Annotated in this window: 24 protein-coding genes; 15 read left to right on the top strand and 9 right to left on the bottom strand. The window is 73.3% G+C overall.

Translation table 11 applies throughout. The features are described 5' to 3' along the window. Positions 1-73: 73 nt before the first annotated feature. From FHS22_RS14605 to FHS22_RS14595, 3 genes are read left to right on the top strand one after another with little or no spacing between them, the layout of a single operon-like run. Positions 74-835, top strand: a complete 762-nt coding sequence (locus tag FHS22_RS14605; RefSeq protein WP_260407937.1) for a hypothetical protein — start codon at positions 74-76, stop codon at positions 833-835. After that, positions 832-1908 carry a glycosyltransferase gene (locus FHS22_RS14600; protein WP_184941971.1) on the top strand — a complete coding sequence of 359 codons (1077 nt, stop codon included), beginning with the start codon at positions 832-834 and terminating at the stop codon, positions 1906-1908. Before FHS22_RS14605 ends, FHS22_RS14600 begins: the two co-directional genes overlap by 4 nt. An 18-nt stretch (positions 1909-1926) precedes the next feature. Beyond that, positions 1927-2208: a metal-sensitive transcriptional regulator gene (locus FHS22_RS14595; RefSeq protein WP_184941969.1), complete on the top strand. Its 282-nt coding sequence runs from the start codon at positions 1927-1929 to the stop codon at positions 2206-2208. A 122-nt stretch (positions 2209-2330) separates the two neighbouring features. Here the strand turns inward: FHS22_RS14595 and FHS22_RS14590 are convergent, their stop codons facing one another. From FHS22_RS14590 to FHS22_RS14580, 3 genes are all read right to left on the bottom strand, one after another. After that, positions 2331-2492 (bottom strand): hypothetical protein, encoded by a 162-nt coding sequence (locus FHS22_RS14590; RefSeq protein WP_184941968.1) that lies wholly within the window; start codon positions 2490-2492, stop codon positions 2331-2333. A 233-nt stretch (positions 2493-2725) separates the two neighbouring features. Next, positions 2726-4165 (bottom strand): hypothetical protein, encoded by a 1440-nt coding sequence (locus tag FHS22_RS14585; RefSeq protein WP_260407936.1) that lies wholly within the window; start codon positions 4163-4165, stop codon positions 2726-2728. A gap of 92 nt (positions 4166-4257) precedes the next feature. Then, complete coding sequence (locus FHS22_RS14580; RefSeq protein ID WP_184941967.1) at positions 4258-4800, bottom strand: gamma carbonic anhydrase family protein; 543 nt, start codon at positions 4798-4800, stop codon at positions 4258-4260. A gap of 141 nt (positions 4801-4941) precedes the next feature. Between FHS22_RS14580 and FHS22_RS38970 the strand changes: the two genes are divergently transcribed. Continuing rightward, entirely contained in the window at positions 4942-6042 is a 1101-nt protein-coding gene (locus tag FHS22_RS38970; RefSeq protein WP_184941966.1) for a coiled-coil domain-containing protein, read from the top strand. A 163-nt stretch (positions 6043-6205) separates the two neighbouring features. Here the strand turns inward: FHS22_RS38970 and FHS22_RS14570 are convergent, their stop codons facing one another. From FHS22_RS14570 to FHS22_RS14560, 3 genes are all read right to left on the bottom strand, one after another. After that, complete coding sequence (locus FHS22_RS14570; protein ID WP_184941965.1) at positions 6206-6424, bottom strand: hypothetical protein; 219 nt, start codon at positions 6422-6424, stop codon at positions 6206-6208. Positions 6425-6550: 126 nt separating this feature from the next. Next, positions 6551-7303, bottom strand: coding sequence for a GntR family transcriptional regulator (locus tag FHS22_RS14565; RefSeq protein ID WP_184941964.1), 753 nt, complete (start codon positions 7301-7303; stop codon positions 6551-6553). Between the two features lie 150 nt (positions 7304-7453). Next, positions 7454-7996 carry a VanZ family protein gene (locus tag FHS22_RS14560; RefSeq protein ID WP_184941963.1) on the bottom strand — a complete coding sequence of 181 codons (543 nt, stop codon included), beginning with the start codon at positions 7994-7996 and terminating at the stop codon, positions 7454-7456. Positions 7997-8231: 235 nt separating this feature from the next. Between FHS22_RS14560 and FHS22_RS14555 the strand changes: the two genes are divergently transcribed. Then, positions 8232-8501 carry a hypothetical protein gene (locus tag FHS22_RS14555; protein ID WP_184941962.1) on the top strand — a complete coding sequence of 90 codons (270 nt, stop codon included), beginning with the start codon at positions 8232-8234 and terminating at the stop codon, positions 8499-8501. Here the strand turns inward: FHS22_RS14555 and FHS22_RS14550 are convergent. Further along, positions 8482-9543: an ArsR/SmtB family transcription factor gene (locus tag FHS22_RS14550; protein WP_184941960.1), complete on the bottom strand. Its 1062-nt coding sequence runs from the start codon at positions 9541-9543 to the stop codon at positions 8482-8484. The genes FHS22_RS14555 and FHS22_RS14550 overlap by 20 nt on opposite strands. A gap of 65 nt (positions 9544-9608) precedes the next feature. Here FHS22_RS14550 and FHS22_RS14545 point away from each other — a divergent pair, with 65 nt between their 5' ends. Then, positions 9609-10841, top strand: coding sequence for an MFS transporter (locus tag FHS22_RS14545; protein ID WP_184941958.1), 1233 nt, complete (start codon positions 9609-9611; stop codon positions 10839-10841). A 141-nt stretch (positions 10842-10982) separates the two neighbouring features. Here FHS22_RS14545 and FHS22_RS14540 read toward each other — a convergent pair whose 3' ends face one another. Continuing rightward, positions 10983-11744 (bottom strand): IclR family transcriptional regulator, encoded by a 762-nt coding sequence (locus tag FHS22_RS14540; protein ID WP_221473639.1) that lies wholly within the window; start codon positions 11742-11744, stop codon positions 10983-10985. Between the two features lie 74 nt (positions 11745-11818). Between FHS22_RS14540 and FHS22_RS14535 the strand changes: the two genes are divergently transcribed. From FHS22_RS14535 to FHS22_RS14500, 8 genes are read left to right on the top strand one after another with little or no spacing between them, the layout of a single operon-like run. Next, a complete protein-coding gene (locus FHS22_RS14535; protein ID WP_184941957.1) occupies positions 11819-13273 on the top strand; it encodes a 2-hydroxymuconic semialdehyde dehydrogenase in 1455 nt (484 codons plus the stop codon). Next, complete coding sequence (locus tag FHS22_RS14530) at positions 13266-14063, top strand: 2-keto-4-pentenoate hydratase (protein ID WP_184941955.1); 798 nt, start codon at positions 13266-13268, stop codon at positions 14061-14063. The genes FHS22_RS14535 and FHS22_RS14530 overlap by 8 nt, the downstream gene beginning before the upstream one ends. A 55-nt stretch (positions 14064-14118) precedes the next feature. Next, positions 14119-15084 (top strand): acetaldehyde dehydrogenase (acetylating), encoded by a 966-nt coding sequence (locus FHS22_RS14525; RefSeq protein ID WP_184941953.1) that lies wholly within the window; start codon positions 14119-14121, stop codon positions 15082-15084. Beyond that, positions 15081-16112, top strand: coding sequence for a 4-hydroxy-2-oxovalerate aldolase (gene dmpG / locus FHS22_RS14520; protein WP_184941951.1), 1032 nt, complete (start codon positions 15081-15083; stop codon positions 16110-16112). The genes FHS22_RS14525 and dmpG overlap by 4 nt, the downstream gene beginning before the upstream one ends. After that, positions 16109-16900, top strand: coding sequence for a 2-keto-4-pentenoate hydratase (locus FHS22_RS14515; RefSeq protein ID WP_184941949.1), 792 nt, complete (start codon positions 16109-16111; stop codon positions 16898-16900). The genes dmpG and FHS22_RS14515 overlap by 4 nt, the downstream gene beginning before the upstream one ends. Next, positions 16897-17325, top strand: a complete 429-nt coding sequence (locus FHS22_RS14510; protein ID WP_184941947.1) for a RidA family protein — start codon at positions 16897-16899, stop codon at positions 17323-17325. Before FHS22_RS14515 ends, FHS22_RS14510 begins: the two co-directional genes overlap by 4 nt. Continuing rightward, a complete protein-coding gene (locus FHS22_RS14505; protein WP_184941945.1) occupies positions 17322-17837 on the top strand; it encodes a 3-hydroxyanthranilate 3,4-dioxygenase in 516 nt (171 codons plus the stop codon). Before FHS22_RS14510 ends, FHS22_RS14505 begins: the two co-directional genes overlap by 4 nt. Before the next feature lie 3 nt (positions 17838-17840). Continuing rightward, positions 17841-18812 (top strand): amidohydrolase family protein, encoded by a 972-nt coding sequence (locus tag FHS22_RS14500; RefSeq protein ID WP_184941943.1) that lies wholly within the window; start codon positions 17841-17843, stop codon positions 18810-18812. Between the two features lie 68 nt (positions 18813-18880). Here the strand turns inward: FHS22_RS14500 and FHS22_RS14495 are convergent, their stop codons facing one another. After that, positions 18881-19801, bottom strand: coding sequence for a LysR family transcriptional regulator (locus tag FHS22_RS14495; protein WP_184941941.1), 921 nt, complete (start codon positions 19799-19801; stop codon positions 18881-18883). 92 nt (positions 19802-19893) lie between these two features. Here FHS22_RS14495 and FHS22_RS14490 point away from each other — a divergent pair, with 92 nt between their 5' ends. Continuing rightward, a complete protein-coding gene (locus tag FHS22_RS14490) occupies positions 19894-20904 on the top strand; it encodes an SMP-30/gluconolactonase/LRE family protein (RefSeq protein ID WP_184941940.1) in 1011 nt (336 codons plus the stop codon). Positions 20905-20925 lie beyond the last annotated feature (21 nt).

Below are 20925 nucleotides of genomic sequence, written 5' to 3'. Positions count from 1 at the left end.
TCAACGTCGCGTAGCTCATTCGACGGGGAGGGGGCTGGCGGTGCGTGTCGTCGTCACGGATGCCGAAGTCACCTTGGCTGACGTCCTGTCCCTCCGCCTGGCGGTCGACGACCCCCTCGCCGACGACGCGGAGCTGACGCTGCGCCACCGGACCACCGCCGACGAGCGCCGGGTGGCGCTCGGCACCCCGGGCGCGCGGGTGCGCGACGCCGCGCTCGCGATCTCCCTGGCCCCGCTCGGGCTCGGCCCGGGCCGCTGGGACGCCTACCTGACGCAGGACGGCCGGCGGACCCGGCTGCGCAGCGTCGACCCGGGCTTCTCCCTCGACCACCTCGACGCCTACGCGCTGAGCCGCCGCGCGCTGGCCTACCGGGCCTACCGGACCCGCAACGGCTTCCTCGCCCTGAAGATCGACGAGGTGGAGCCGGCCGCCGAGGTCCGCGCGGTCTGGTTCAGGGAGGGCCGCTTCGAGGTCACCGGGCTGCTGGCCTTCACCGGCCTCGACGACGACGAGTCCCGTCACGAGGCGCGCCTGGCGCTGCGCCGCAGCGGGAGCGGCGCCGAGCTGACCGCCGCCGCGACGGTCCAGGGCGTGCGCTTCCACGCCGCGCTCTCCCTGTGCGACGTGGTGGACGCCGCGCCCGACGAGCCCGGCACCTGGGAGCCCGTGCTGCAGGTGGACGGTCTGTCCGAGCCGCTCCGCCTGGGCTCGCGCCTGGACGACGTGGACGGCAAACGCCGCCGCCTGCACTACCCGGCAGCCCGGATCGACGGGGTGCCGATCAGGCCCCGCTACACCGCCGACGACGCGCTCATGATCGAGGTGGGTGGGTGAGGATCTGCCTGCTCGTCCCCTCGGTGTACGGCATGCGCGGTGACGTCCGCTCCGCCATCAACCTCGCGGGAGAGCTGGCACTCCGGCACGAGGTCGAGATCCTCAGCGTCCGCCGGCACAAGGACCGGCCGTTCTTCCCGGTGGAACCGGGCGTGCGGCTCTCCTGGGCGGTCGACGCCAGGCCGGGGGTGCGCCACCTGCTCCCGCAGGGGCAGATCCGGACCGAGGTCGCCCTCTGGCGGCGGCTGCGCGCGCTCAGGGCCGACGTCCTGATCACCACCAGGCCGGGACTGGGCGTGCAGGCCGCCCGGCACGCCCCGCGCGAGACGGTGCGGATCGCCCGCGAGTGGGGCCGCCCGCCGGTGCCGGGGCCGATCAGGAGGTTCTACCCGCGCCTGAACGCGGTCGTCGCCGCCACCGAGACCGGCCGCCAGGAATGGGAGCGCCTGCTGGACGGGGAGGTCCCGGTCCACCTGATCCCCGACGCGCTGCCCGCCGGGCCGTGGCCGCGCTCCCGGATGGACAACCGCATCGTGGCCGCCGGGGGGCGCTGGGTGCCGGTGAAGGCCTACGACCGGCTGATCCGCGCGTTCGCGGCCATCGCCGACAAGCGCCCCGACTGGCGGTTGCGGCTGTACGGCGGCGGCCCCGAGGAGAAACGCCTGCGGGCCCTGGTGGCGGGGCTGAACCTGCACAACCACGTCTATTTCATGGGAACGACCCCCGACCTGACGGGCGAGTTCGCCAAGGCGTCGATCGTGGCGGTGACCTCGCGGGCCGAGGTGCTCGGGATGACCGTGATCGAGGCGATGGCCAGCGGGGTGCCGGTGGTCGGCTTCGACAGCTCGCGGGGGCCGGGCGAGTTCGTGGCGGACGGCCGCAGCGGGGTGCTCGTCCCGGAGGGGGAGGACGAGATCGAGGCGTACGCCGCGGCGCTGCTCGCGCTCATCGACGACGAGCGCCGGCGCCGGAAACTGGCGGCCGGCGCGCTGGCCGCCGCGGCCGCGTACGAGGCTCCCGCGGTGGCCGAGCGGTGGGAGAAACTGATCGCGTCCGCCTCCGTCCGTCCCTGACGCGGGTACCTTTGGGTCATGCATGGGTACAGCGGAGACAAGCAGGCCTATCTCACCCGTCTGCGGCGGATCGAGGGACAGATCAGGGGCCTGCAGCGGATGGTCGAGGAGGACGCCTACTGCATCGACGTGCTGACCCAGGTGTCGGCCGCGACGAGGGCGCTGCAGGCGGTGGCGCTCGGTCTGCTGGAGGACCACATCGGGCACTGCGTGGCCGACGCCGTCAGCACCGGCGGGCCGGAGGCGCAGGAGAAGGTGAAGGAGGCCTCGGCGGCGATCGCCCGGCTCGTCCGCTCGTGACGCCCGCCCGCGAGGTCCGTCCGCGTGGCCGTCCGTGACTAGTCACCGCCGGGCCTTTTCGTACCACGTCCCGGACCCCACCGGGGGAGTCCGGGACTAGGTCGTACGGTTTCGCAACCGCTTCAGCAGGTCGCCGAAGCGCTCAATCCGAGCGCGTTGTCGAGCTCCGCGAGGGTCAGGGGCCGTTCGCTGTCAGCGACGGCGCTGAGTACCTCGGCATAGAGCGCGATCTCGTCCAACGCGACACGGTCGTGGACCCTGAGGTCCAGCTCGTCGTGCCCCACCGCGTCGTCCTTCCTTCCGCAGCCCACACCCACTTCGAGGTTACGGTGGAGGGTCTTTCGTGCCCATGGCCCATCGGGACCATTCGGTACGACCCCACCGTGCACCCTGAAGGATCATTTCCCGAATGCGAGATCACAATTCAGCCAATTATCCGACACTGGGGGTGGTAGAAGGATATAGGGGTAGTAAGGATGAAATAACTGGATTTGTGGTTTAAGTCTTCTTTGTTGTGTCAGAAGTGGCGGGGGTAGGTTCCCGAGGATCCCGGGACCGGGTCGTCCCGCTCGTGGGCCAGGCGGTGCACGAGCGCCGAGGCCGTGGGGAATCCCCGCTCCGGCACGGCGGTCCCGGTCAGGCGGCACCAGGCGAGCCCGGTGGCGTAGGCGGCGCCCAGGAGCGCGGCCGCCGAGGCCCGGTCGGGCGGGTGCAGGGCCGAGGGCAGCGTGGCGGGCCCCGGAGGAGGGGCCGGGGAGGGCACGGCGAAGGAGCCGGTGGAGGGCCCGCTGAAGGAACCGGTGGAGGACCCGGCGCCGCGGGGGCGCGGCCAGCAGCGCCGGAGGGGGTGCGCCGGATCGGTGAGCACGTCGCGCAGGACGTGGCGGAGCTCCGGGTCCAGCCACGCGTACAGCCGGTCGGCCGCCCGCGGGGCGTGCGCCGCGACGTCGGCGGCGAGCAGCGCGCCCGCCACCGCCCGGGGGTCGGCCCCCCTGGCCGCGAGGAAGCCCAGGGCCTGCACGAGGTCGTAGACGGTGTGCTGGAAGTGTTCGCCGGGAGACGACTCGGCCAGCGTCACGTGGGGCGGGCAGCGCGACAGCCACGCCTGCCGTACCTCCTCGTCGCCCAGGCCGGCGGCGGCGGCGTCCTGCCCGGTCCGGCGGAGGACCGGTGCGAGCATCACCGCCAGCGCGGCGGCCCGGGGCCGGAAGCGGGGGTCGCCGCGGACGGCTCCGGCGGTGTCGGCCATCAGTGCGACCAGCCGCCGTCCCGCCTCGGGATGGCCCGCCCTGACCCGCTCGCCGTACAGGGCGGCCAGGTCGTCGAGCGAGACCGGCGGGAGCCAGCGGACCCACTCGTCACCCGGGAGCGGGCGGGCCAGGAACTCCCCGAACACCGACAGCAGCAGCTCGTTGCCGTCGAAGGCCGGGGCGTAGGCGCACCACATGAGGGTGCCCCAGATCGCGGCGACCGGGCTGGCGACCTCCCCGGCGAAGACCTCGGAGAACGGGCCGTGCAGCGGGAAGTCCTCCCTGCGCCGGCCGCGCTGGGAGACGACCAGCGCGCGGACCCGCTCGGTGACCTCCGGCGGCACGTCCGGGCCGACGAAGCCCTGGACCGATCCCCGGTCCGCGGTGAAGTCGGGACCGGCCGGGACCAGGTGCGGCAGGACCGCGGAGGCGGCGTCCACCACGTGCGCCCCGGCGCGGAGCCCCGCGTCCGCGGGAGGCGGGGCGAGCTGCCAGCGGCCGTCTCCCGGATCCTGCCGGTACCACCGGGCATGCGCGCCGAACAGCCACCGCCCTCCGTCCGGCGTGGCCAGCGTGCGCAGGGCGACGGCGCGGGCGCGGGCGGGCAGCGGCATGGCCGGCCAGCGGGGATCGGCGACCATGGCGCGCACCTCGCTCTCGATGGCGTCGAAGCCGTCCCAGTGCCGCACGGCGGTCATGTTACCCATGGGCCCGCCCCCCGGCGGGAGTTCCCGGGTCAGGTCCGTACGGCTCGCGGCGGGGCGTCCGGCCCGGTGCCGCACGGACGCGGGAGGGAGCTTCAGGCCGGGGGCACGGGCACCGCGGCGCGGTGACGGGCGGCCTTGGCCACGTAGTTGTCCGGGGTGCGGGCGAAGGAGGCGCGGTCGTCGTCGGTGAGCTCGCGGACGACCTTCCCCGGGACGCCCGCGACGAGCACCCCCGCCGGGATCCGCTTGCCCGGCCCGACCAGGGCGCCCGCCGCGACCAGCGTGCCCGCGCCGATCCGCGCCCCGCCCAGCACGATCGCCCCGATGCCGACGAGCGCCCCGGTCTCCACGTGCGCGCCGTGCACCATGGCCTTGTGGCCGAGGCTGACCCGGGGCTCCAGCACGGCGGGCTGTCCCGGATCGGCGTGCAGGCAGCACAGGTCCTGGATGTTGCACTCCTCGCCGACCTCGATGTCCTCGTCGTCGCCCCGCAGGACCGAGCCGTACCAGACGTTCGCCGCGCGGCCGAGCCGGACGCGGCCGATCACGGCTGCGCCCGGTGCTACGTATGCTTCCGGGTGGATATATGGGGACGCGTCACCGTCAAGGGCGGCTACATAGGGAGTGATGCTCATGCGGAGGATGTTACGGGGAGTGAGCTTGTCCGGTATTTCCGCAAGCAGGTCACGCGTTCCGGTTGCGGTCTCGGGTAGATGGCAGCAAAGTCGTCTCCTGACGCCTCCTTTCCCGCTACACGACCTCTACGGGCAGACTCCATGACGAACCAGCACGAGAACTTCCCCGACCTGATGCATGAGGACTCGTTCGAGGTCGTCATGCGTGGTTACAGCCGCCGCCAGGTCCACGACTACATGATCCGGACGCGCAACCAGATCCGCGAGCTGGAGGAGCGGGTCGCGCGCTCGATCGACCAGGCCGAGCAGGGAAGGCTGGAGCTCGCCGAGGCCCGGCGCAGGCTCTCCGAGGCCCCCCAGGACTACGACGAGCTCGGCCAGCGGCTCAGCCAGATCCTGAAGCTGGGCGAGGAGGAGGCCGCGGCCAAGCGCGAGGTCGCCGACGCCGAGGCCCGCCGGCTGCGGGACGAGGCCGCGGCGGAGGCCGAGCGGCTGGTCGGCTCCGCCCGCGAGCGCGCCGAGGGCATCCTGACCGCCGCGCAGCAGGAGGCCGAGCGCCGGGTCGGCGAGGCCACCGCCACCGCCGAGCACATGCTGGCGCAGGCGGGCAGCGACGCGGAGGAGAAGCTCGGCGCGGCCCGCGCCGAGGCAGAGGAGACCCTGCGGAGCGCGCGCGCCGAGGCCGAGTCCACGCTCGCCTCCGCCAGGCACCAGGCCGAGCGGACGATCGAGGGCGCCCGCGCCGAGGCCGAGTCCACGCTGACGTCCGCCCGCACCGAGGCCGAGTCGGCCCTGTCCTCCGCCACCGCGGAGGCGCACGCCACGCTCACCTCCGCCCAGCAGCGCGCCTCCGTCCTGGATGAGAGCACGGGCCGGCGCGTCGCCTACCTCACCGAGACGCACCGCGAGGTCATGCGCCGCCTCAACGAGATGGGCGCGGTCCTCGGCGACCTGATCCAGCGGGAGAACGCCGCCGGAGCCCTGATCGACGAGAGCGCGGTCCTGCCCCCCGCGAGCCCCGCCCCGGCTCCGGCCGTCCCCGCCGGAGGCCCCGCCCCTGCGGCCATCGCGCCCGTCCCGCAGAACGGCCCCGACGTCGAGGCCGTCCGGGTGATCGTGGACGAGAGGGAGGGCGAGGAGCGCCTCCCCGCCGACGGGCGGCACGTCGTGGTCGCCGACGACGCCGGCGCGGACCTCGTCGCGGTCCGCGAGGACGACGAGGAGCTCGCCGCCCGCAAGTGAGGCGCCGGGCGGCGCCGTGCGGGCACGCGGCCGTACGGGAGGACCGCCTGGGACCCTCCGGGAGACCGAGCGGAGGCCTCCGCCCCCGATGGGTCGGAGGCCTCCGTCTGGATGCCCGGCACCGGAGCCGCGTGACACCGCCGGCCCCGGCACCGGGCGGCCGTCAGGGGAACGTTCCGTCGAAACGTTCCCCCTGGTCCCGTAGCTGCTCGCGCAGCCCTTCCGGGTCGTCCGCGTCGATGGTCATCGCGCAGCCGGCCTCGCGCTGGGCGGAGGTCAGCGGGTGGTGCCGGGTCGCCCACCACCTGCCCGCGTCGCTCCGCCAGATCGTCCAGTCGGGAAACTCCCGGGCTATCTCCGCCAGATGCCGGTCGAAAGACATCCACGCACCTTCCCCGCGCCCAGGGCCGCCGCTGTGACGTTCCACTTCCGAAGGTGAAGCACCTCTCTAGAGAAATCAATGATCTTAAGGGTCAGGTCAACCTATCGGTTGACGAATGCACTTGATCTATGCGTCGAAGTCGTACTGGAGTACATATGAGGCGGCGTCGAGGACCATCTCGTTGACCTCGACGGGAGTGCCGTCCGCGGTGTAGGCGGTCCGCATGATCGCGATGACCGGGGTGCCCGCCGGGAGGTCGAGCAGGACCGTCTCGTGGGGATGGGGCATGCGGGCGCGGAGCTCCTCGGTGAAGTGCGCCGGGGAGTGGCCGAGATCGCCCAGGCGCGCGTAGGCGCCGCCGGGACCGGTGTCCTCCCGCACGATCGCGGTGCCCTCGACCAGGTCCGCGGGGAAGTGGGAGACCGAGAGCTGCACCGGCCGCCCGTCCACCGAGTAGCGCCGCCGCCGCACCCAGACCTCGGCGCTGCCCAGGACCCGGGCGACGTCGTCGTCGGCGGTCTCCCGGTCGATCTGGACCTCGTCCACGGTGTACGGCCGGCCTCTGGTGTCGGCGTCCCAGATGGCCTGCCCCTGACTCCAGTGCCCCTGGGCGAGCCGGCGCGAGCCGTGCCGCCTGATGGGCCGGAACTGCCGGACGTAGACGCCCGAGCCGCGTTTGGGCACGGCCAGCCCTTCGTTGATGAGCACCGAGAGCGCCTGTCTGGCGGTCGCACGGGCCACGCCGTACTGCGCCATGATGGCGTTCTCGCCCGGAAGCCGATCCCCGTCCCGGAGCTCGCCGGACAGGATCGCTTCGCGGAGCCCGTCGGCGATGCGCCGATAGATCGGGGTCTCGGGAGGTACCGGGGACTGCTGCACGTTTAACCACCCTCTGTCACCAACCGGGTTTGGCGTCTCCAGAGAACTTGCCCCGCCTTGTCCACGATCGCACAGATACGGAGGTTGGTCCCGTGCTTCTTTTGAGAGGATCGTGCCTTTGTGGTGATCTTCGGGAGTTTTCCCGGTCCGTTACCGTGGAACGGTCCCAGCCGCTATTGACCGGGCCCACCACCGGCGAGTGACGAACGCGGCGAGTACGGCTCCCGCCGTGTTGAGGATCACGTCGTCCACGGAGCTGACCCGGCCCAGGTCCAGGAGGTACTGAAGGGTCTCGACGGTGAGCGAGGCGGCCGCCGCCACCGCGGCGACCCGGCCGGGCGAGGCCAGGCGCGGCGAGCGGACCGGGAGCATCGCGCCGAGCGCGGCGAAGACCAGGAGATTGCCTCCGACCTGCACGAACGCCCCTCCGGGTGACATGAGCGAGAGCTGGTCGGACAGGTCGACCAGGGGGACGAGGTTCACTCCCCCGGCGGTCCCGGGGGTGAGGATCATCCAGATCCAGGGAGCGGTGCCGGCCGCGACGGCCACGTCGGCGGCGGCCGTACGGGCCGGGGAGGGGTGGCCGGCACGGCTCCGGCGGCGGGAGAGCAGGACGGCGGCCAGGACAGCCAGCGGGACGGCCAGAACGGCCGCTATGACGACATCTCCCCATACGTGCCAGGCCTGCCCCATGCGCCCATCATGCCGGTCCGGACACTCGGACCGGCGGATGACCTGGGGTACGAGAAGGTGACCTCAGAGCAAGGGTCGCCTCGTCGCGTGATGAACCGGATCGCTCGTGTCCGGTCCCGCTGTCGTCCCCCTCGGTATCGGAGAGACCCCGAAAACCGATCTTCGAGTATGGCGCGCCCGGATCTCCGCCTCCGTAGGGTGGAGGCGTTCCCGACGCCCTCCTGAAGGTTGTGCGATGCGACTGCTGCTGAGAGTCCTGACCGTCGTCCTGACGGTCTTCCTGGTCTTCACGGCGGCCTCGGGCTTCCTCTACCCCTTCCTCCGCCCGGACCTCTATCCCGCCCTCGGCCATCCCTTCACGCACGACCCCGCCCTCGAAGGCTCCTGGGGCGGAACGACCCTGGCGGGAGCCTGGGCGGCCCACGCCGGGATCGCCGCGGTCATCGTCGTCCCGGGCCTGATGATCGTGGGACGGCTCAGACGTCTCACCCAGCGTGCCGCCTGAAGCCGGACTCTCCCTCGCCGGGGAGTCGTTCCTCTCGGAGCGAGGCGTGACTCCCCGGTGAGGGCTCGCACAGGGACGCCCCGAGCGCGGTCGTCACGTACAGGACGTTGCGCCCGCACCGTTCGCGCGCGACCAGGCCGCTCTCCCTGAGCACGCCGAGGTGCTGCGAGACCGCACTGGGCGTGACGCCGAGCGCACGAGCGAGATCCGTCGTCGTCGCAGGCGAGCGCAGGGCCTCGAGCAGTTCGGCCCGCACCCGGCCGAGCAGCCGGACCGCGCCCCCCGCGGGCGGGCGCGTCCCCGCCGTCCACAGCGCTCCGACACCCCGCGCCGGATACCGCACCGTGGTCTGCGTGGACGTGCTCAGCCTGATCAGCACGTACGGCGGGCCGAGAACGACCGGGATGAGCACCAGCCCGCCCGGACCGCGGTTCACGACACGTTCGGTCCGCCAGTGTTCTCCGCCCAGCATCAGCCTGCCGTCGCACCATCGCAGATCCGGATGCAGGTCGGCGAACAACCTCTCGGCGCCGCCCGCGGCCAGTTGCCTGGCGCGATGGACGACATCCGCGTCGAGCACGGCCCGGATCCGCGGCCAGTGCGGCGCGACGAGCCGATCGTGCGCCGCGCGCAGCTCTGCGGCGATCGTACGCAGGCCCGCCGCGGGCCGCGCGGAGAGCGCGGCGGCCGTGCCGGGGAGCCGCTCGCCGAAGACACGCCGGAGGCTGGCCCGCACCTGGTGGGCGGTCGTCCTGCGCAGCGCGGCCAGTTCGTCGTCGATGGACGGCCCCGCGCCGAGCGGGGCGGGAACGAGGAACTCCGGCCAGCTCGGCCGGTCGCTCACGACCAGCGGCAGAGTGTGCGAGAGGTCGAGAGGCCGGCAGGCGAGCTCGTCCGCCGCCCACCGCAGCCACCGCAGGGTGAGCGGGTTCCGGCCGAGGCCGCTCAACTGCTGCAGGCCGGACACCGTCTCCGACAGCGGGGAGACGGAGAACCGCGTCGCCGCCAGTTCGGCCACGCCGAGATGGACCGTCAGAGCCATCGACCAATCATGTAGCAGAACCCTAAACGGTGTCGTGGCGGTGTCCGGAGCCACAGGATTCCGGCATGGAGCCGGACGGGACGCAGACCGAGGCCGAGCCGCGCCTGACCGCGGCCTACTGGCGGTTGTGGTGGGCGACGGGTGTCAGCAGCATCGGTGACGGGGTGTTCGCCGCGGCGGTTCCGCTGCTGGCCGTCACGATCACGCGGGACCCTCGGCTCGTATCGGTCATCTCCGCGGCGGCCTACCTGCCGTGGCTGCTGCTGTCACTCCCCGCCGGCGCGCTCGTCGACCGCTACGACCGGGCCGGCCTCATGTGGCGCTCGCAGGCGGTCCAGGCAGTGATCGCCGCTGTTCTCGCGCTCCTGGCCTCCCTCGGTCGCATCGGCATCCCGGTGCTCGCGGTCCTGGCCTTCGGCCTGGGTGTGTGCACGGTCGTCTCCGCCGGCGCGGCGCAGGCGATCGTGCCGGACCTCGTCGCCAAGCCGCTGCTGCACAGGGCGAACGGCCACCAGCAGACGATCACGGTCCTCGGCCGGGAGTCCGCCGGACCGATGATCGGCAGTCTGCTGTTCGCAGCCGCCGCGGCGCTGCCGTTCGGAACGCACACCGGCGCGCTCGCCCTGTCCGCCGCCCTGCTGGCGAGCATCCCCCGGTGCAGGTCCCGGCACGCCGAGCACCCGCCGATGCGTACGGCCATCGCCGACGGCCTGCGCCGGCTGGCCCGGCACCGCCTGCTGCGCACCCTGGCGCTCCTGCTCGGTGCCAACACCTTCTGCGCCCACCTCGGCAACGCGACCCTCGTCCTGCTGGCGACCCAGGTCCTGCGCCTCGACACGCGCGGCTACGGCCTGCTGCTGGCCGGGGCCGCGACGGGCGGCCTGCTCGGCGGTCTGGCCAGCGCGCGCGTCGTCGGGCGCATCGGCGCGCTCCCCGCACTGCTCACCGCGCTCGCCGCGAACGTCGCCATCTTCGCCGGGATCGGGCTGAGCCCGAACGCCGCCGTACTGGGCGCCCTGCTGGCCCTCAACGGTTTCGCCGTCACGCTCTGGAACGTCGTGACCGTCAGCCTCCGGCAGGAGATCGTCCCCTCCGGCACGCTCGGCCGCGTCAACAGCGTCTACAGGATGATCGGCTGGGGGCTGATCCCGCTCGGGGCGCTGACGGGCGGACTGGTGGCCCACGTGTTCGGCCTGCGCGCGCCGTACCTCGTCGCAGGTGCGCTGAGAGGAATCGCCCTGCTGGCCGCACTGCCCGCTATGATCCGCGCCCTCCGGGCCGGTGCCGGGGAACGCTGACGGCGCTGACGGTCAAGGCCGGCGATCGGGCGGGGACCGGTTGCCGATGAGGTCCAGCAGCGCGGCGTGCGTCTCCCGGTCGGCCGGCGGCGACCCATGCCACGCCGGAGCCTGCGCAGAGCGACGTTTGAGGGGACCGGCTCACTGGATGGTGCGGGTGAGGGCGCGGGAGATGCCGAGGGCGGCGGCTTTGACGGCGGGGGCCAGGCGGATGGGGTGGAAGCGGGGCAGGGGGACGGAGACGGACAGGGCCGCGACGGCGGCGCCCTCGTGGAACACCGGGGCCGCGATGCAGGCCCCGCCGGGCTGGGCCTCCTCGCGTTCGTAGGCCAGGCCCGCCGCCTGGATCTGGCCGATGGCCTCCTCCATCCGCCGGGGGTCGACGATCGAGTGCGGCGTCAGGCGGCGCAGCGGGCGGCCGAGGACCTCCTCGATCAGGTCGGGGCCGGAGTGGGCCAGGAGCGCCTTGCCGATCCCGGTGCAGGTGAGGGGGAGCCGGCCGCCGACCCTGGAGGGCAGGGCGAAGGCCTCCCGGCCCTGGATCTTCTCCACGTAGACGACGTCGAGGCCGTCGCGCACGCCCAGGTGCACGGTCTCGTGCGTCGCCTCGTACAGGTCGTGCATGAACGGCAGCGCGGCATGGCGGAGATCGCGTTCCAGGGGGACGATGGAACCGAGCTCGAACAGCCTGCGGCCGAGGTAGTAGCCGTCCTCGCGGCGGGTGACCGCGCCGATCCCGGTGAGCTCGGCGAGCAGGCGGAAGGCGGTCGTCTTGGGGAGGTGGCAGCGCTCGGCGACGTCGGCCAGGCGGAGCGGTCCTCCCGTGGGACGGAACGCGTCCAGCACGAGCCAGGACTTCTCCAGCATCGACAGGCGGTCGGGGTTCCGTGTCACGGAACGCATTGTTGCCCATCGACGGCCCCCGGCTCTATACCCGTACATAACAAACCGGAGTGGTCCCTTCCTGAGGAGAAGCCTTGTCTGACCAGGTCACCCACTTCATCGGCGGGGTGCCGGTCGCGGAGGGCGGGACGTTCGCCGCCTACGATCCGGTGACCGGCCGCCGGGTCCGCCGGGTCCGCGAAGCGGACCGGGACCTCGTGGACCGCGCGGTGGCCGCCGCCCGCGCGGCCCTGCCCGGCTGGGCGGCGCTGCCGGTGGCCGAGCGGGCCGCCTGGATGCGCAGGCTCGGCGACGCGATCGAGGAGCGCTTCGAGGACCTGGTGTCCGCGGAGATCGCGGACACCGGGAAGTCGGTCGCGCAGACCCGCACCCTGGACATCCCCCGCGGCGCGGCCAACTTCCGGTCCTTCGCCGAGATCGCGGCGCAGCGCCCGGAGAGCGCGTTCCACCTGACGGACGTGCTCAGCTACACGGTGCGCAGGCCGCTGGGCGTGGTGGCGGTCGTCGTGCCGTGGAACCTGCCGTTCCTGCTGGCCACCTGGAAGATCGGTCCCGCGCTCGCCGCGGGCAACACCGTCGTGGTCAAGCCCTCGGAGCTCACGCCGGGCTCGATGGCCGTGCTGGCCGAGATCGCCGCCTCGATCGGGCTCCCGCCCGGCGTGCTCAACGTCGTCAACGGCTTCGGCACCGGCTCGACCGGGCAGTTCCTGGTGGAGCATCCGGGCGTGGACGCGGTCACCTTCACCGGCGAGAGCCGTACCGGGTCGGCGATCATGAAGTCGGTGGCGGACCGGGTCAAGCCGGTCTCGTTCGAGCTGGGCGGGAAGAACGCCGGCCTGGTCTTCGCCGACGCCGACCTGGACGCGGCCGTGGAGGGGAGCGTGCGCTCGGTGTTCACCAACGGCGGGCAGGTCTGCCTGTGCACCGAGCGGCTCTACGTGGAGCGGCCGGTCTTCGCCGAGTTCGTCGCGCGGCTGGCCGGGCGGGCGCGCGAGCTGGCCTTCGGCCGCCCCGAGGACGAGGACACCGCGATGATGCCGATGATCTCGGCGGAGCACCGGGACAAGGTGCTGTCGTACTACGCGCTGGCGAAGGACGAGGGCGCCGAGATCCACGCGGGCGGCGGGGTGCCGCACTTCGGCGACGACCGCGACGGCGGCTACTACGTCGAGCCGACCGTGCTCACCGGCCTGCCGCCCGGCTCCCGGGTGAACCGGGAGGAGATCTTCGGCCCGGTCTGCCACGTCGCGCCGTTCGACTCCGAGGCCGAGGCGGTCGCGCTGGCCAACGACAGCGAGTACGGCCTGGCCGCGACGGTCTGGACCTCCTCGCTCGGCCGCGCCCACCGGGTCGCCCAGTCGCTCCAGGCGGGCCTGGTCTGGGTCAACACCTGGTACCTGCGGGACCTGCGCACCCCGTTCGGCGGGGTGAAGCTCTCCGGCATCGGACGCGAGGGCGGCACGCACTCGCTGGACTTCTACTCCGAGCCGACCACCATCACGATCAAGCTGGAGCCGGGACATGACTGAGTGGAGCGAGGCCGTCGACGTGTTCGCCGACGCGGCCGACCGGTTGCTGGAGGCGGCGCGGAGCGGCAAGCCGTGCCCGCCGGTGCGGGAGATGCTCCCGGACCGGAGCGCGGCGGCCGGCTACGCGGTGCAGGAGATCAACACGCGCCGGGCGCTGGCCGAGGGGCGGCGGCCGGTCGGCCGGAAGATCGGGCTGACCTCGAAGGCGGTGCAGGAGCAGCTCGGTGTGGACCGGCCGGACTTCGGCATGCTCTTCGCGGACATGGCCTGCCTCGACGGGCTGCCCGTGCCGGCCGGGCGGTTCCTCCAGCCCCGGGCCGAGGCGGAGATCGCGCTGGTGCTCCGGAGCGACCTGGAGGGCGGGCCGTTCACCGTGGCGGACGTCATCCGGGCGGTGGACTTCGTGCTGCCCGCGATCGAGATCGTGGACAGCCGGATCGCCGGGTGGGACATCACGCTCGTGGACACGATCGCGGACAACGCCTCCAGTGGCGCGTTCGTGCTCGGCACCACCCCGGTCCCGCTGATCGGCCTGGACCTCAGGCTCGCCGGGATGACCATGAACCGGCGCGGCCAGGAGGTGTCCACCGGTGCGGGCGCGGCCTGCCTCGGGAACCCGCTGAACGCCGCCGTCTGGCTGGCGAACGCGCTGGCCGGTACGGACTTCCCGCTGCGGGCCGGGGATATCGTGCTCACCGGGGCGCTCGGCCCGGTGGTGCCCGTCGAGGCCGGGGACGTGTTCGAGGCGCACATCGACGGGGTCGGCTCGGTGCGGGCGGTCTTCGAATGAGCGGCCCGTACGGCGTGCGCGGCGCGGACGCCCGAGTGAGGAGCGGTGAGCGGCCATGAGAATCGCGATCCTCGGTTCCGGGAACATCGGGACCGATCTGATGTTCAAGGCTCTGCTCTCGAAGAAGGTCGAGGTCGTCGCGATGGCGGGCATCGACCCCGATTCCGACGGTCTCGCCCGGGCCCGGCGGCGCGGGCTGGCGACCACGCACGAGGGGGTCGACGGCCTGGTGAAGCTGGCGGAGTTCGCGGGCGTGGACGTCGTGCTCGACGCCACCTCGGCCGCGGCGCACCGGTACAACGACCGGGTGCTGCGGGAGCACGGCACGCGGGTGATCGACCTGACCCCCGCCGCGCTGGGACCGTACGTCGTGCCCCCGGTCAACCTGGACGACCACCTCGGCGAGCGGAACCTCAACATGGTCACCTGCGGCGGGCAGGCGACGATCCCGATCGTGGCGGCGGTGGCCTCGCGGGTCCCGGTCCGGTACGCGGAGATCGTGGCCTCGATCGCCTCGCGGTCCGCCGGGCCCGGCACCCGGGCCAACATCGACGAGTTCACCGAGACGACGTCGCGGGCGATCGAGCGGGTCGGCGGGGCGGCCCGGGGCAAGGCGATCATCGTGCTGAACCCGGCCGAGCCGCCGCTGATCATGAGGGACACCGTCTACTGCCTGGTGGACGCGTGCGACGAGGCCGCGGTGGCGGGAGCCGTGCGGGAGATGGCGGAGCGGGTCCGGGAGTACGTGCCCGGCTACCGGCTCAAGCAGGACGTGCAGTTCGACGCGGTCCCTGCGGGGGAGCCGCTGCCCACCGGGGAGCGGACCGGCGGGGTGAAGGTGAGCGTCTTCCTGGAGGTCGAGGGCGCCGCCCACTACCTGCCCGCCTACGCGGGGAACCTGGACATCATGACCTCGGCCGCGCTGCGCACCGCCGAGCGGATCGCCGAGCGGGCCGGCGCCGGGGCGGACACCCCGCCGGGCGCCGCGGGACCGCTCGCGGTGGAGAGGGCGGGCGCGTGAGGATCTACGTTCAGGACGTGACCCTGCGGGACGGCATGCACGCCGTCCGGCACCGCTACACCGCCGCCCAGGCCGCCGCGATCGCGGCGGCGCTGGACGCGGCCGGGGTCGCGGCCATCGAGGTCGCCCACGGGGACGGGCTCTCCGGGGGCAGCTTCACCTACGGCGCGGGCGAGCACACCGACGACGAGTGGATCGAGGCGGTCGCGGGAGCCGTACGGCGGGCGAGGCTGACCACCCTGCTGCTGCCCGGCATCGGCACCGTCTCCGACCTGCGGCGCGCCCACGCGCTCGGGGTCGCCTCGGTCCGGATCGCCACGCACTGCACCGAGGCCGACATCTCCGCCCAGCACATCGCGACCGCGCGCGAGCTCGGCATGGACGTGGCCGGGTTCCTGATGATGTCGCACATGGCCGAGCCCGCCGAGCTGGCGCGGCAGGCCGCGCTGATGGAGTCGTACGGCGCGCACTGCGTCTACGTGACCGACTCCGGGGGCAGGCTGACCATGGACGGCGTCCGGGACCGGGTCCGGGCCTACCGGGAGGTCCTCGCCGAGGACACGGAGATCGGCGTCCACGCCCACCACAACCTGGGGCTGGGCGTGGCCAACTCGGTCGTGGCCGTGGAGAACGGGACGTACCGGGTGGACGCCTCGCTGGCCGGGATGGGCGCGGGCGCGGGCAACTGCCCGCTGGAGGTGTTCGCGGCGGTGGCCGACCTGATGGGCTGGGAGCACGGCTGCGACGTGCACGCCCTGATGGACGCGGCCGACGACCTGGTCAGGCCGCTGCAGGACCGGCCGGTCCGGGTGGACCGGGAGACCCTGACGCTGGGCTACGCGGGCGTGTACTCCAGCTTCCTGCGGCACGCCGAGGCGGCCTCGGCGCGGTACGGGGTGGACACCCGGACCATCCTGACCGAGGCGGGCCGGCGCCGGATGGTGGGCGGCCAGGAGGACATGATCGTGGACATCGCGCTCGACCTGGCCCGCGCCGGGGACGGCGCCCGGACGGAGGGGGAGCGGTGACCCTCGACGTCCGCAAGCTCGCCGGGATCCTGGACGAGGCGGCCCGCACGGCCCGCGCCGTGCCGCAGCCGGAGCAGGACTACGACGTGGACACCGCCTACCGGGTCCAGGAGGAGCTGCTCCGGCTCCGGCTGGAGCGCGGGGACCGGCTCTCGGGGGTGAAGCTGGGCTTCACCAGCGAGGGCAAGCGCCGCCAGATGGGCGTGCGCGACCTCATCCTCGGCCGCGTCACCGCCGCCTCCGCCGTCCCCGACGGCGCCACGATCCCGGTCACCGGGTACATCCACCCCCGGGTCGAGCCGGAGGTCGTCTACCTGATCGGGCGGCGGATCGCCTCGGTCGCCGACGCGTTCGCGCCGGACGCCGTCGCGGCCGTCGCGCCGGGCATCGAGATCATCGACTCGCGCTACGAGGACTTCCGGTTCTCGCTGCCCGACGTGGTCGCCGACAACACCTCCGCCGCCGGGTACGCCGTCGGCCCCTGGCAGCCGTACGATCCCGCCCGGTGGAATCTGGGCGTCGTCCTGGAGATCGACGGCCGCCCGGTCCAGGTCGGTTCCACGGCGGCGATCCTGGGCGACCCGCGCCGGGCGGTCGCCGAGGCCGCGCGCCTCGCCGTACGCGCCGGGACGGTCCTGGAGCCCGGATGGGTGCTGCTGGCCGGGGCCGCCACGCCCGCCGAGCCGCTCGCCCCCGGTGCGCACGTCAGCGTCGAGATCCGGCACCTGGGCAGGGTCTCCTTCGGCACGGAGCCGGCCGGTGCGGCCGGTGGGGAGGCGGGGTCATGACCGAGGGGATCGTCGTCAGGGGCAAGGCCGTGCCGAGGGGGAGGTTCCCGCACGCCAAACGGGCCGGGGACCTCATCTACGTCTCCGGCACCAGCTCCCGCCGCCCGGACAACACGATCGCCGGCGCCGAGGCCGACGAGTTCGGCACCGTCGCGCTCGACATCGCCGAGCAGACCCGGGCGGTGATCGAGAACATCGGGGACGTCCTCAAGGCCGCCGGGGCGGACCTGAGCGACCTCGTCCAGATCACCGCCTACCTGGTGAACATGAACGACTTCGGCGGGTACAACAGGGTCTACGCCGAGTACTTCGACGAGACGGGCCCCGCCCGCACCACCGTGGCGGTGCACCAGCTGCCCCACCCGCACCTGCTGATCGAGATCCAGGCCGTCGCCTACCGGCCGCTCCGAGAGGAAAACCCATGATCGCTCCCATCGACCTCGCCGCGTGGATCGACGAGCACGCCCACCTGCTCAAGCCGCCGGTGGGCAACAAGGTCCTCTTCGAGGAGGCCGGCGACTTCATCGTGATGGTCGTCGGCGGGCCGAACGCGCGGACCGACTTCCACATCGACCCCTACGAGGAGCTCTTCTACCAGATCCGGGGGAACATGCACGTCAACGTCATGACCCCGGACGGCCCGGAGACCGTGCACGTCCGCGAGGGCCAGATGTGGCTGCTCCCGGCGAACGTGCCGCACTCGCCGCAGCGCCCCGAGGAGGGCTCGGTCGGCCTGGTGGTGGAGCGCATCCGGCCGGAGGGCGTGCTGGAGAGGTTCCGCTGGTACTGCCAGGAGTGCGACGCCGTGGTCCACGACGTCGAGCTCCAGGTCAACGACATCGTGGCCGACCTGCCTCCGGTCTTCCAGGCGTTCTACGCGGACGAGAAGGCCCGCACCTGCGAGAACTGCGGTGCGCTCCACCCGGGCAAGGGATAGCGCGTGATCGTCGACGTCCACACCCACCACGTCCCGAAGGGCTGGCCGGGACTCGGCTGGGCGGACGCGCCCCGGCTCCGGGTGGACTCCGAGCGGGAGGCCGCGATCCTCCTCGGCGACCGGGAGTTCCGCCGGATCGCCGACGACTGCTGGAACCCGGCCCGCCGCCTGGAGGCCATGGACGCCGACGGGGTGGACGTGCAGGTGGTCTCGCCGACCCCGGTGTTCTTCTCCTACGAGCGCCCCGCGGCGCAGGCCGCGGAAGTCGCGAAGATCTTCAACGATCTGGCCCTGGAGATCTGCGCGGACGAGCGGCTGGTGCCGTTCTGCCAGGTGCCGCTCCAGGACCCCGACCTGGCCTGCGCGGAGCTGGACCGGTGCCTGGCCGCCGGGCACGCCGGCGTCGAGATCGGCAACCACGTCGGCGACCGCGACCTCGACGACGCGGGCGTCGTGCAGTTCCTCCAGCACTGCGCCGCCGTGGGCGCGCCCGTCTTCGTCCACCCGTGGGACATGCCGGGCGGCCCCCGGCTGGAGCGCTGGATGGCGCAGTGGCTGGTCGGCATGCCCGCCGAGACCCACCTGTCGGTGCTCGCGATGATCCTCGGCGGGGTCTTCGACCGGGTGCCGGAGTCGCTACGGATCTGCTTCGCGCACGGCGGCGGCTCGTTCGCCTTCTGGCTCGGCCGGTTCGAGAACGCCTGGCACCGCAGGAGCGACCTGGTGGGCGTCTCCGAGCTGCCGCCTTCACACTACGTGGAGCGCTTCAGCGTCGACTCGGTGGTGTTCGACGAGCGGGCGCTGCGGCTGCTGGTGGACACGATGGGCGAGGACCGGGTCATGCTCGGCTCCGACTACCCCTACCCGCTGGGCGAGTCGCCGGTCGGTTCGCTGGTCCGGGGGGCGGGGTTCCTGTCGGATACGGCCCGCGCCAAGCTGCTCGGCGGCAACGCCGTACGCTTCATCGGCCGCTGAGAACGTGAAGCGGCCGCCACCGGTCCCGGAGGCCGCCGCCCCGGCGTGACCGGTGGGCGGCACCGGTGTCAGCCGGGCCGGCCGCCGGGAGCGGTCTCCAGCCAGCCGCGCTCCCGCGCCGTCGCCTCCACGACGCGGGTGAAGGCGGCGCCGGCCGGGGGCAGGGCGTCACGCCGCCAGACCAGCTCCAGGTCGGGAGCGGGCAGGCGGTCGGTGAGCGGGAGCACCACGCCGTCGGCCGTGGGGAGGGCGCCGAGCGAACCCGGCACCAGCGCGAAGCTCTTGCCGTCGTCGAGGCCGAGGTGGCGCCAGCCGAGCACCTGGCAGTCGTCCACCTCGAACTCCAGGCCGGTACGGGCCAGGGTGGCCAGGAGCATGTCGCGGTAGTCGGGCGCCACGTCACCGGGGACCAGGCGGAGCCGGCTGCCGTACAGGTCGGACAGGGCCGCCGCGGGGCGGCCGGCGAGCGGGTGGGCGGGGCCGACGACCGCGACCAGCGGCTCCCGCCGGACGGTCTGCCGGGCGAGGCCGGGACGCCGCGGGATCGTCCGTCCCAGGACCAGGTCGAACCGGCCCGCCCGCAGTCCGGCGGCGAGCTCGCCCGACCAGGCCTCGTGCGCCCGCACGACGACGTCCGGGTGCGCGGGCCGCAGCGCGGCGAGCACCTCCGGCACCGTCTCGTGGGCGGCGCTGGCGACCATTCCCAGGCGTACCGTGCCGGACTCGCCCCGCCCCGCCGCCCGCGCCCGCTCGACCATCGCGTCGGCGTCGGCCAGCACCCGCCGCGCGGACGCCACGAAGACCTCGCCCGCCTCGGTGAGCCGGGTCGGGCGGCGGTGGAACAGCGACACCCCCAGGTGGCGCTCCAGTTCGAGGATCTGCCTGCTCAGCGGTGGTTGGGCCATGCGCAGGCGTTCGGCGGCGCGCTGGAAGCCGCCTTCCTCGGCGATCGTGACGACGTATCGCATGAGGCGCAGATCGACCGGCATACCCGCAGGGTATCCCGGGATACCAAAAATGATCTTGTTGGGGTGCCGGCCCGTGGGCGAGGCTGGCGACGACCAACGATCGAAGGAAAACCGTGCGCATCTCCAGACTCATCCCCTTGGCCGTGGCGGCCGCGGTGCTCGCCTCCCCGGTCGGCGCCGCAGCGGCGGTGACACCGGCACCGGCGGCGGTGGCGGTGGCGGCTCCGGCTCCGGCCGACCGGCCCGGCGTCTACGTCCTGGCCGGCGACGACGCCTACCCCGAGGGCATCGCCCGCGACCCCAAGACGCCGTACTTCTATGTCAGCAGCTTGACCGACGGACGCATCTACCGCGGCGACGTCCGCTCGCCCCAGACCTCGGTGTGGCTGCCCGGCAACGCCGCCGACGGCCGGACCACCGCCGGCGGGATGAAGGTCGACGCCGCCGGCCGCCTCATCGTCGCGGGCGGCGCGACCGGCTTCGTGTGGGTGTACGACACGCGGACCGGCGCCCTCCTGCACCGCTTCGCCACCGCCACGCCGAACTCGATGCTCAACGACGTCGCCGTGGCCGGGAACGGCGACGTCTACGTCACCGACTCGTTCCAGCCGACGATCTACCGTATCGGCGCCGCGGAGCTGCGGGGCGGCAGCGGGGCGACCGCGCCGCTGCGGGCCTTCCTCGACCTGCGGGGCACGGACGTCGTGTACACCGAGGGCTTCAACCTCAACGGCGTCGCGGTCACCCCGGACCAGCGGTACCTCGTCGTCGCCGACTACAACGACGGGGTGCTGCACCGCATCGACCTGCGGCGGCGCACCGTCAGGCCGATCGACCTGGGCGGCGACCCGGTGCGCGGTGACGGCCTGCTCATCCGCGGCCGCACGCTCTACGCGGTCAGCAACGCCGACGGCGACGGCAACACCGTCAACGTGATACGGCTCGACGCCCGCTCCGGCCGGGGCAGGCTGCTGGAGCGGGTCACCGATCCGAGGCTGCACGGCCCCTCCACGGCGGCGTTCGACGGCCGCGACCTGCTGGTGGTCAACTTCCAGTACGGAGCCGCCGACCCGGTGCTGCCGTACACGGTGGTGCGGCTGACCCCGGACCGCGGCCGGTCCTGATCGGCGGCAGGATCGGGGGGT

It is taken from the genome of Thiemannella venezuelensis (assembly GCF_014203605.1).
Lineage (GTDB): Bacteria > Actinomycetota > Actinomycetes > Streptosporangiales > Streptosporangiaceae > Planomonospora_A > Planomonospora_A venezuelensis.
Note: the sequence above shows the minus strand (reverse complement) of the source record. Positions and strands in the feature narration are given on the sequence as shown.

Coding starts and splice junctions, on each gene's coding strand:
- FHS22_RS14595 (WP_184941969.1), top strand. CDS start 1,927: ATGCATGGGTACAGCGGAGACAAGCAGGCCTATCTCACCCGTCTGCGG.
- FHS22_RS14585 (WP_260407936.1), bottom strand. CDS start 4,165: ATGGGTAACATGACCGCCGTGCGGCACTGGGACGGCTTCGACGCCATC.
- FHS22_RS14580 (WP_184941967.1), bottom strand. CDS start 4,800: ATGAGCATCACTCCCTATGTAGCCGCCCTTGACGGTGACGCGTCCCCA.
- FHS22_RS38970 (WP_184941966.1), top strand. CDS start 4,942: ATGACGAACCAGCACGAGAACTTCCCCGACCTGATGCATGAGGACTCG.
- FHS22_RS14570 (WP_184941965.1), bottom strand. CDS start 6,424: ATGTCTTTCGACCGGCATCTGGCGGAGATAGCCCGGGAGTTTCCCGAC.
- FHS22_RS14560 (WP_184941963.1), bottom strand. CDS start 7,996: ATGGGGCAGGCCTGGCACGTATGGGGAGATGTCGTCATAGCGGCCGTT.
- FHS22_RS14555 (WP_184941962.1), top strand. CDS start 8,232: ATGCGACTGCTGCTGAGAGTCCTGACCGTCGTCCTGACGGTCTTCCTG.
- FHS22_RS14550 (WP_184941960.1), bottom strand. CDS start 9,543: ATGGCTCTGACGGTCCATCTCGGCGTGGCCGAACTGGCGGCGACGCGG.
- FHS22_RS14545 (WP_184941958.1), top strand. CDS start 9,609: ATGGAGCCGGACGGGACGCAGACCGAGGCCGAGCCGCGCCTGACCGCG.
- FHS22_RS14540 (WP_221473639.1), bottom strand. CDS start 11,744: ATGCGTTCCGTGACACGGAACCCCGACCGCCTGTCGATGCTGGAGAAG.
- FHS22_RS14530 (WP_184941955.1), top strand. CDS start 13,266: ATGACTGAGTGGAGCGAGGCCGTCGACGTGTTCGCCGACGCGGCCGAC.
- FHS22_RS14525 (WP_184941953.1), top strand. CDS start 14,119: ATGAGAATCGCGATCCTCGGTTCCGGGAACATCGGGACCGATCTGATG.
- FHS22_RS14510 (WP_184941947.1), top strand. CDS start 16,897: ATGACCGAGGGGATCGTCGTCAGGGGCAAGGCCGTGCCGAGGGGGAGG.
- FHS22_RS14505 (WP_184941945.1), top strand. CDS start 17,322: ATGATCGCTCCCATCGACCTCGCCGCGTGGATCGACGAGCACGCCCAC.
- FHS22_RS14495 (WP_184941941.1), bottom strand. CDS start 19,801: ATGCCGGTCGATCTGCGCCTCATGCGATACGTCGTCACGATCGCCGAG.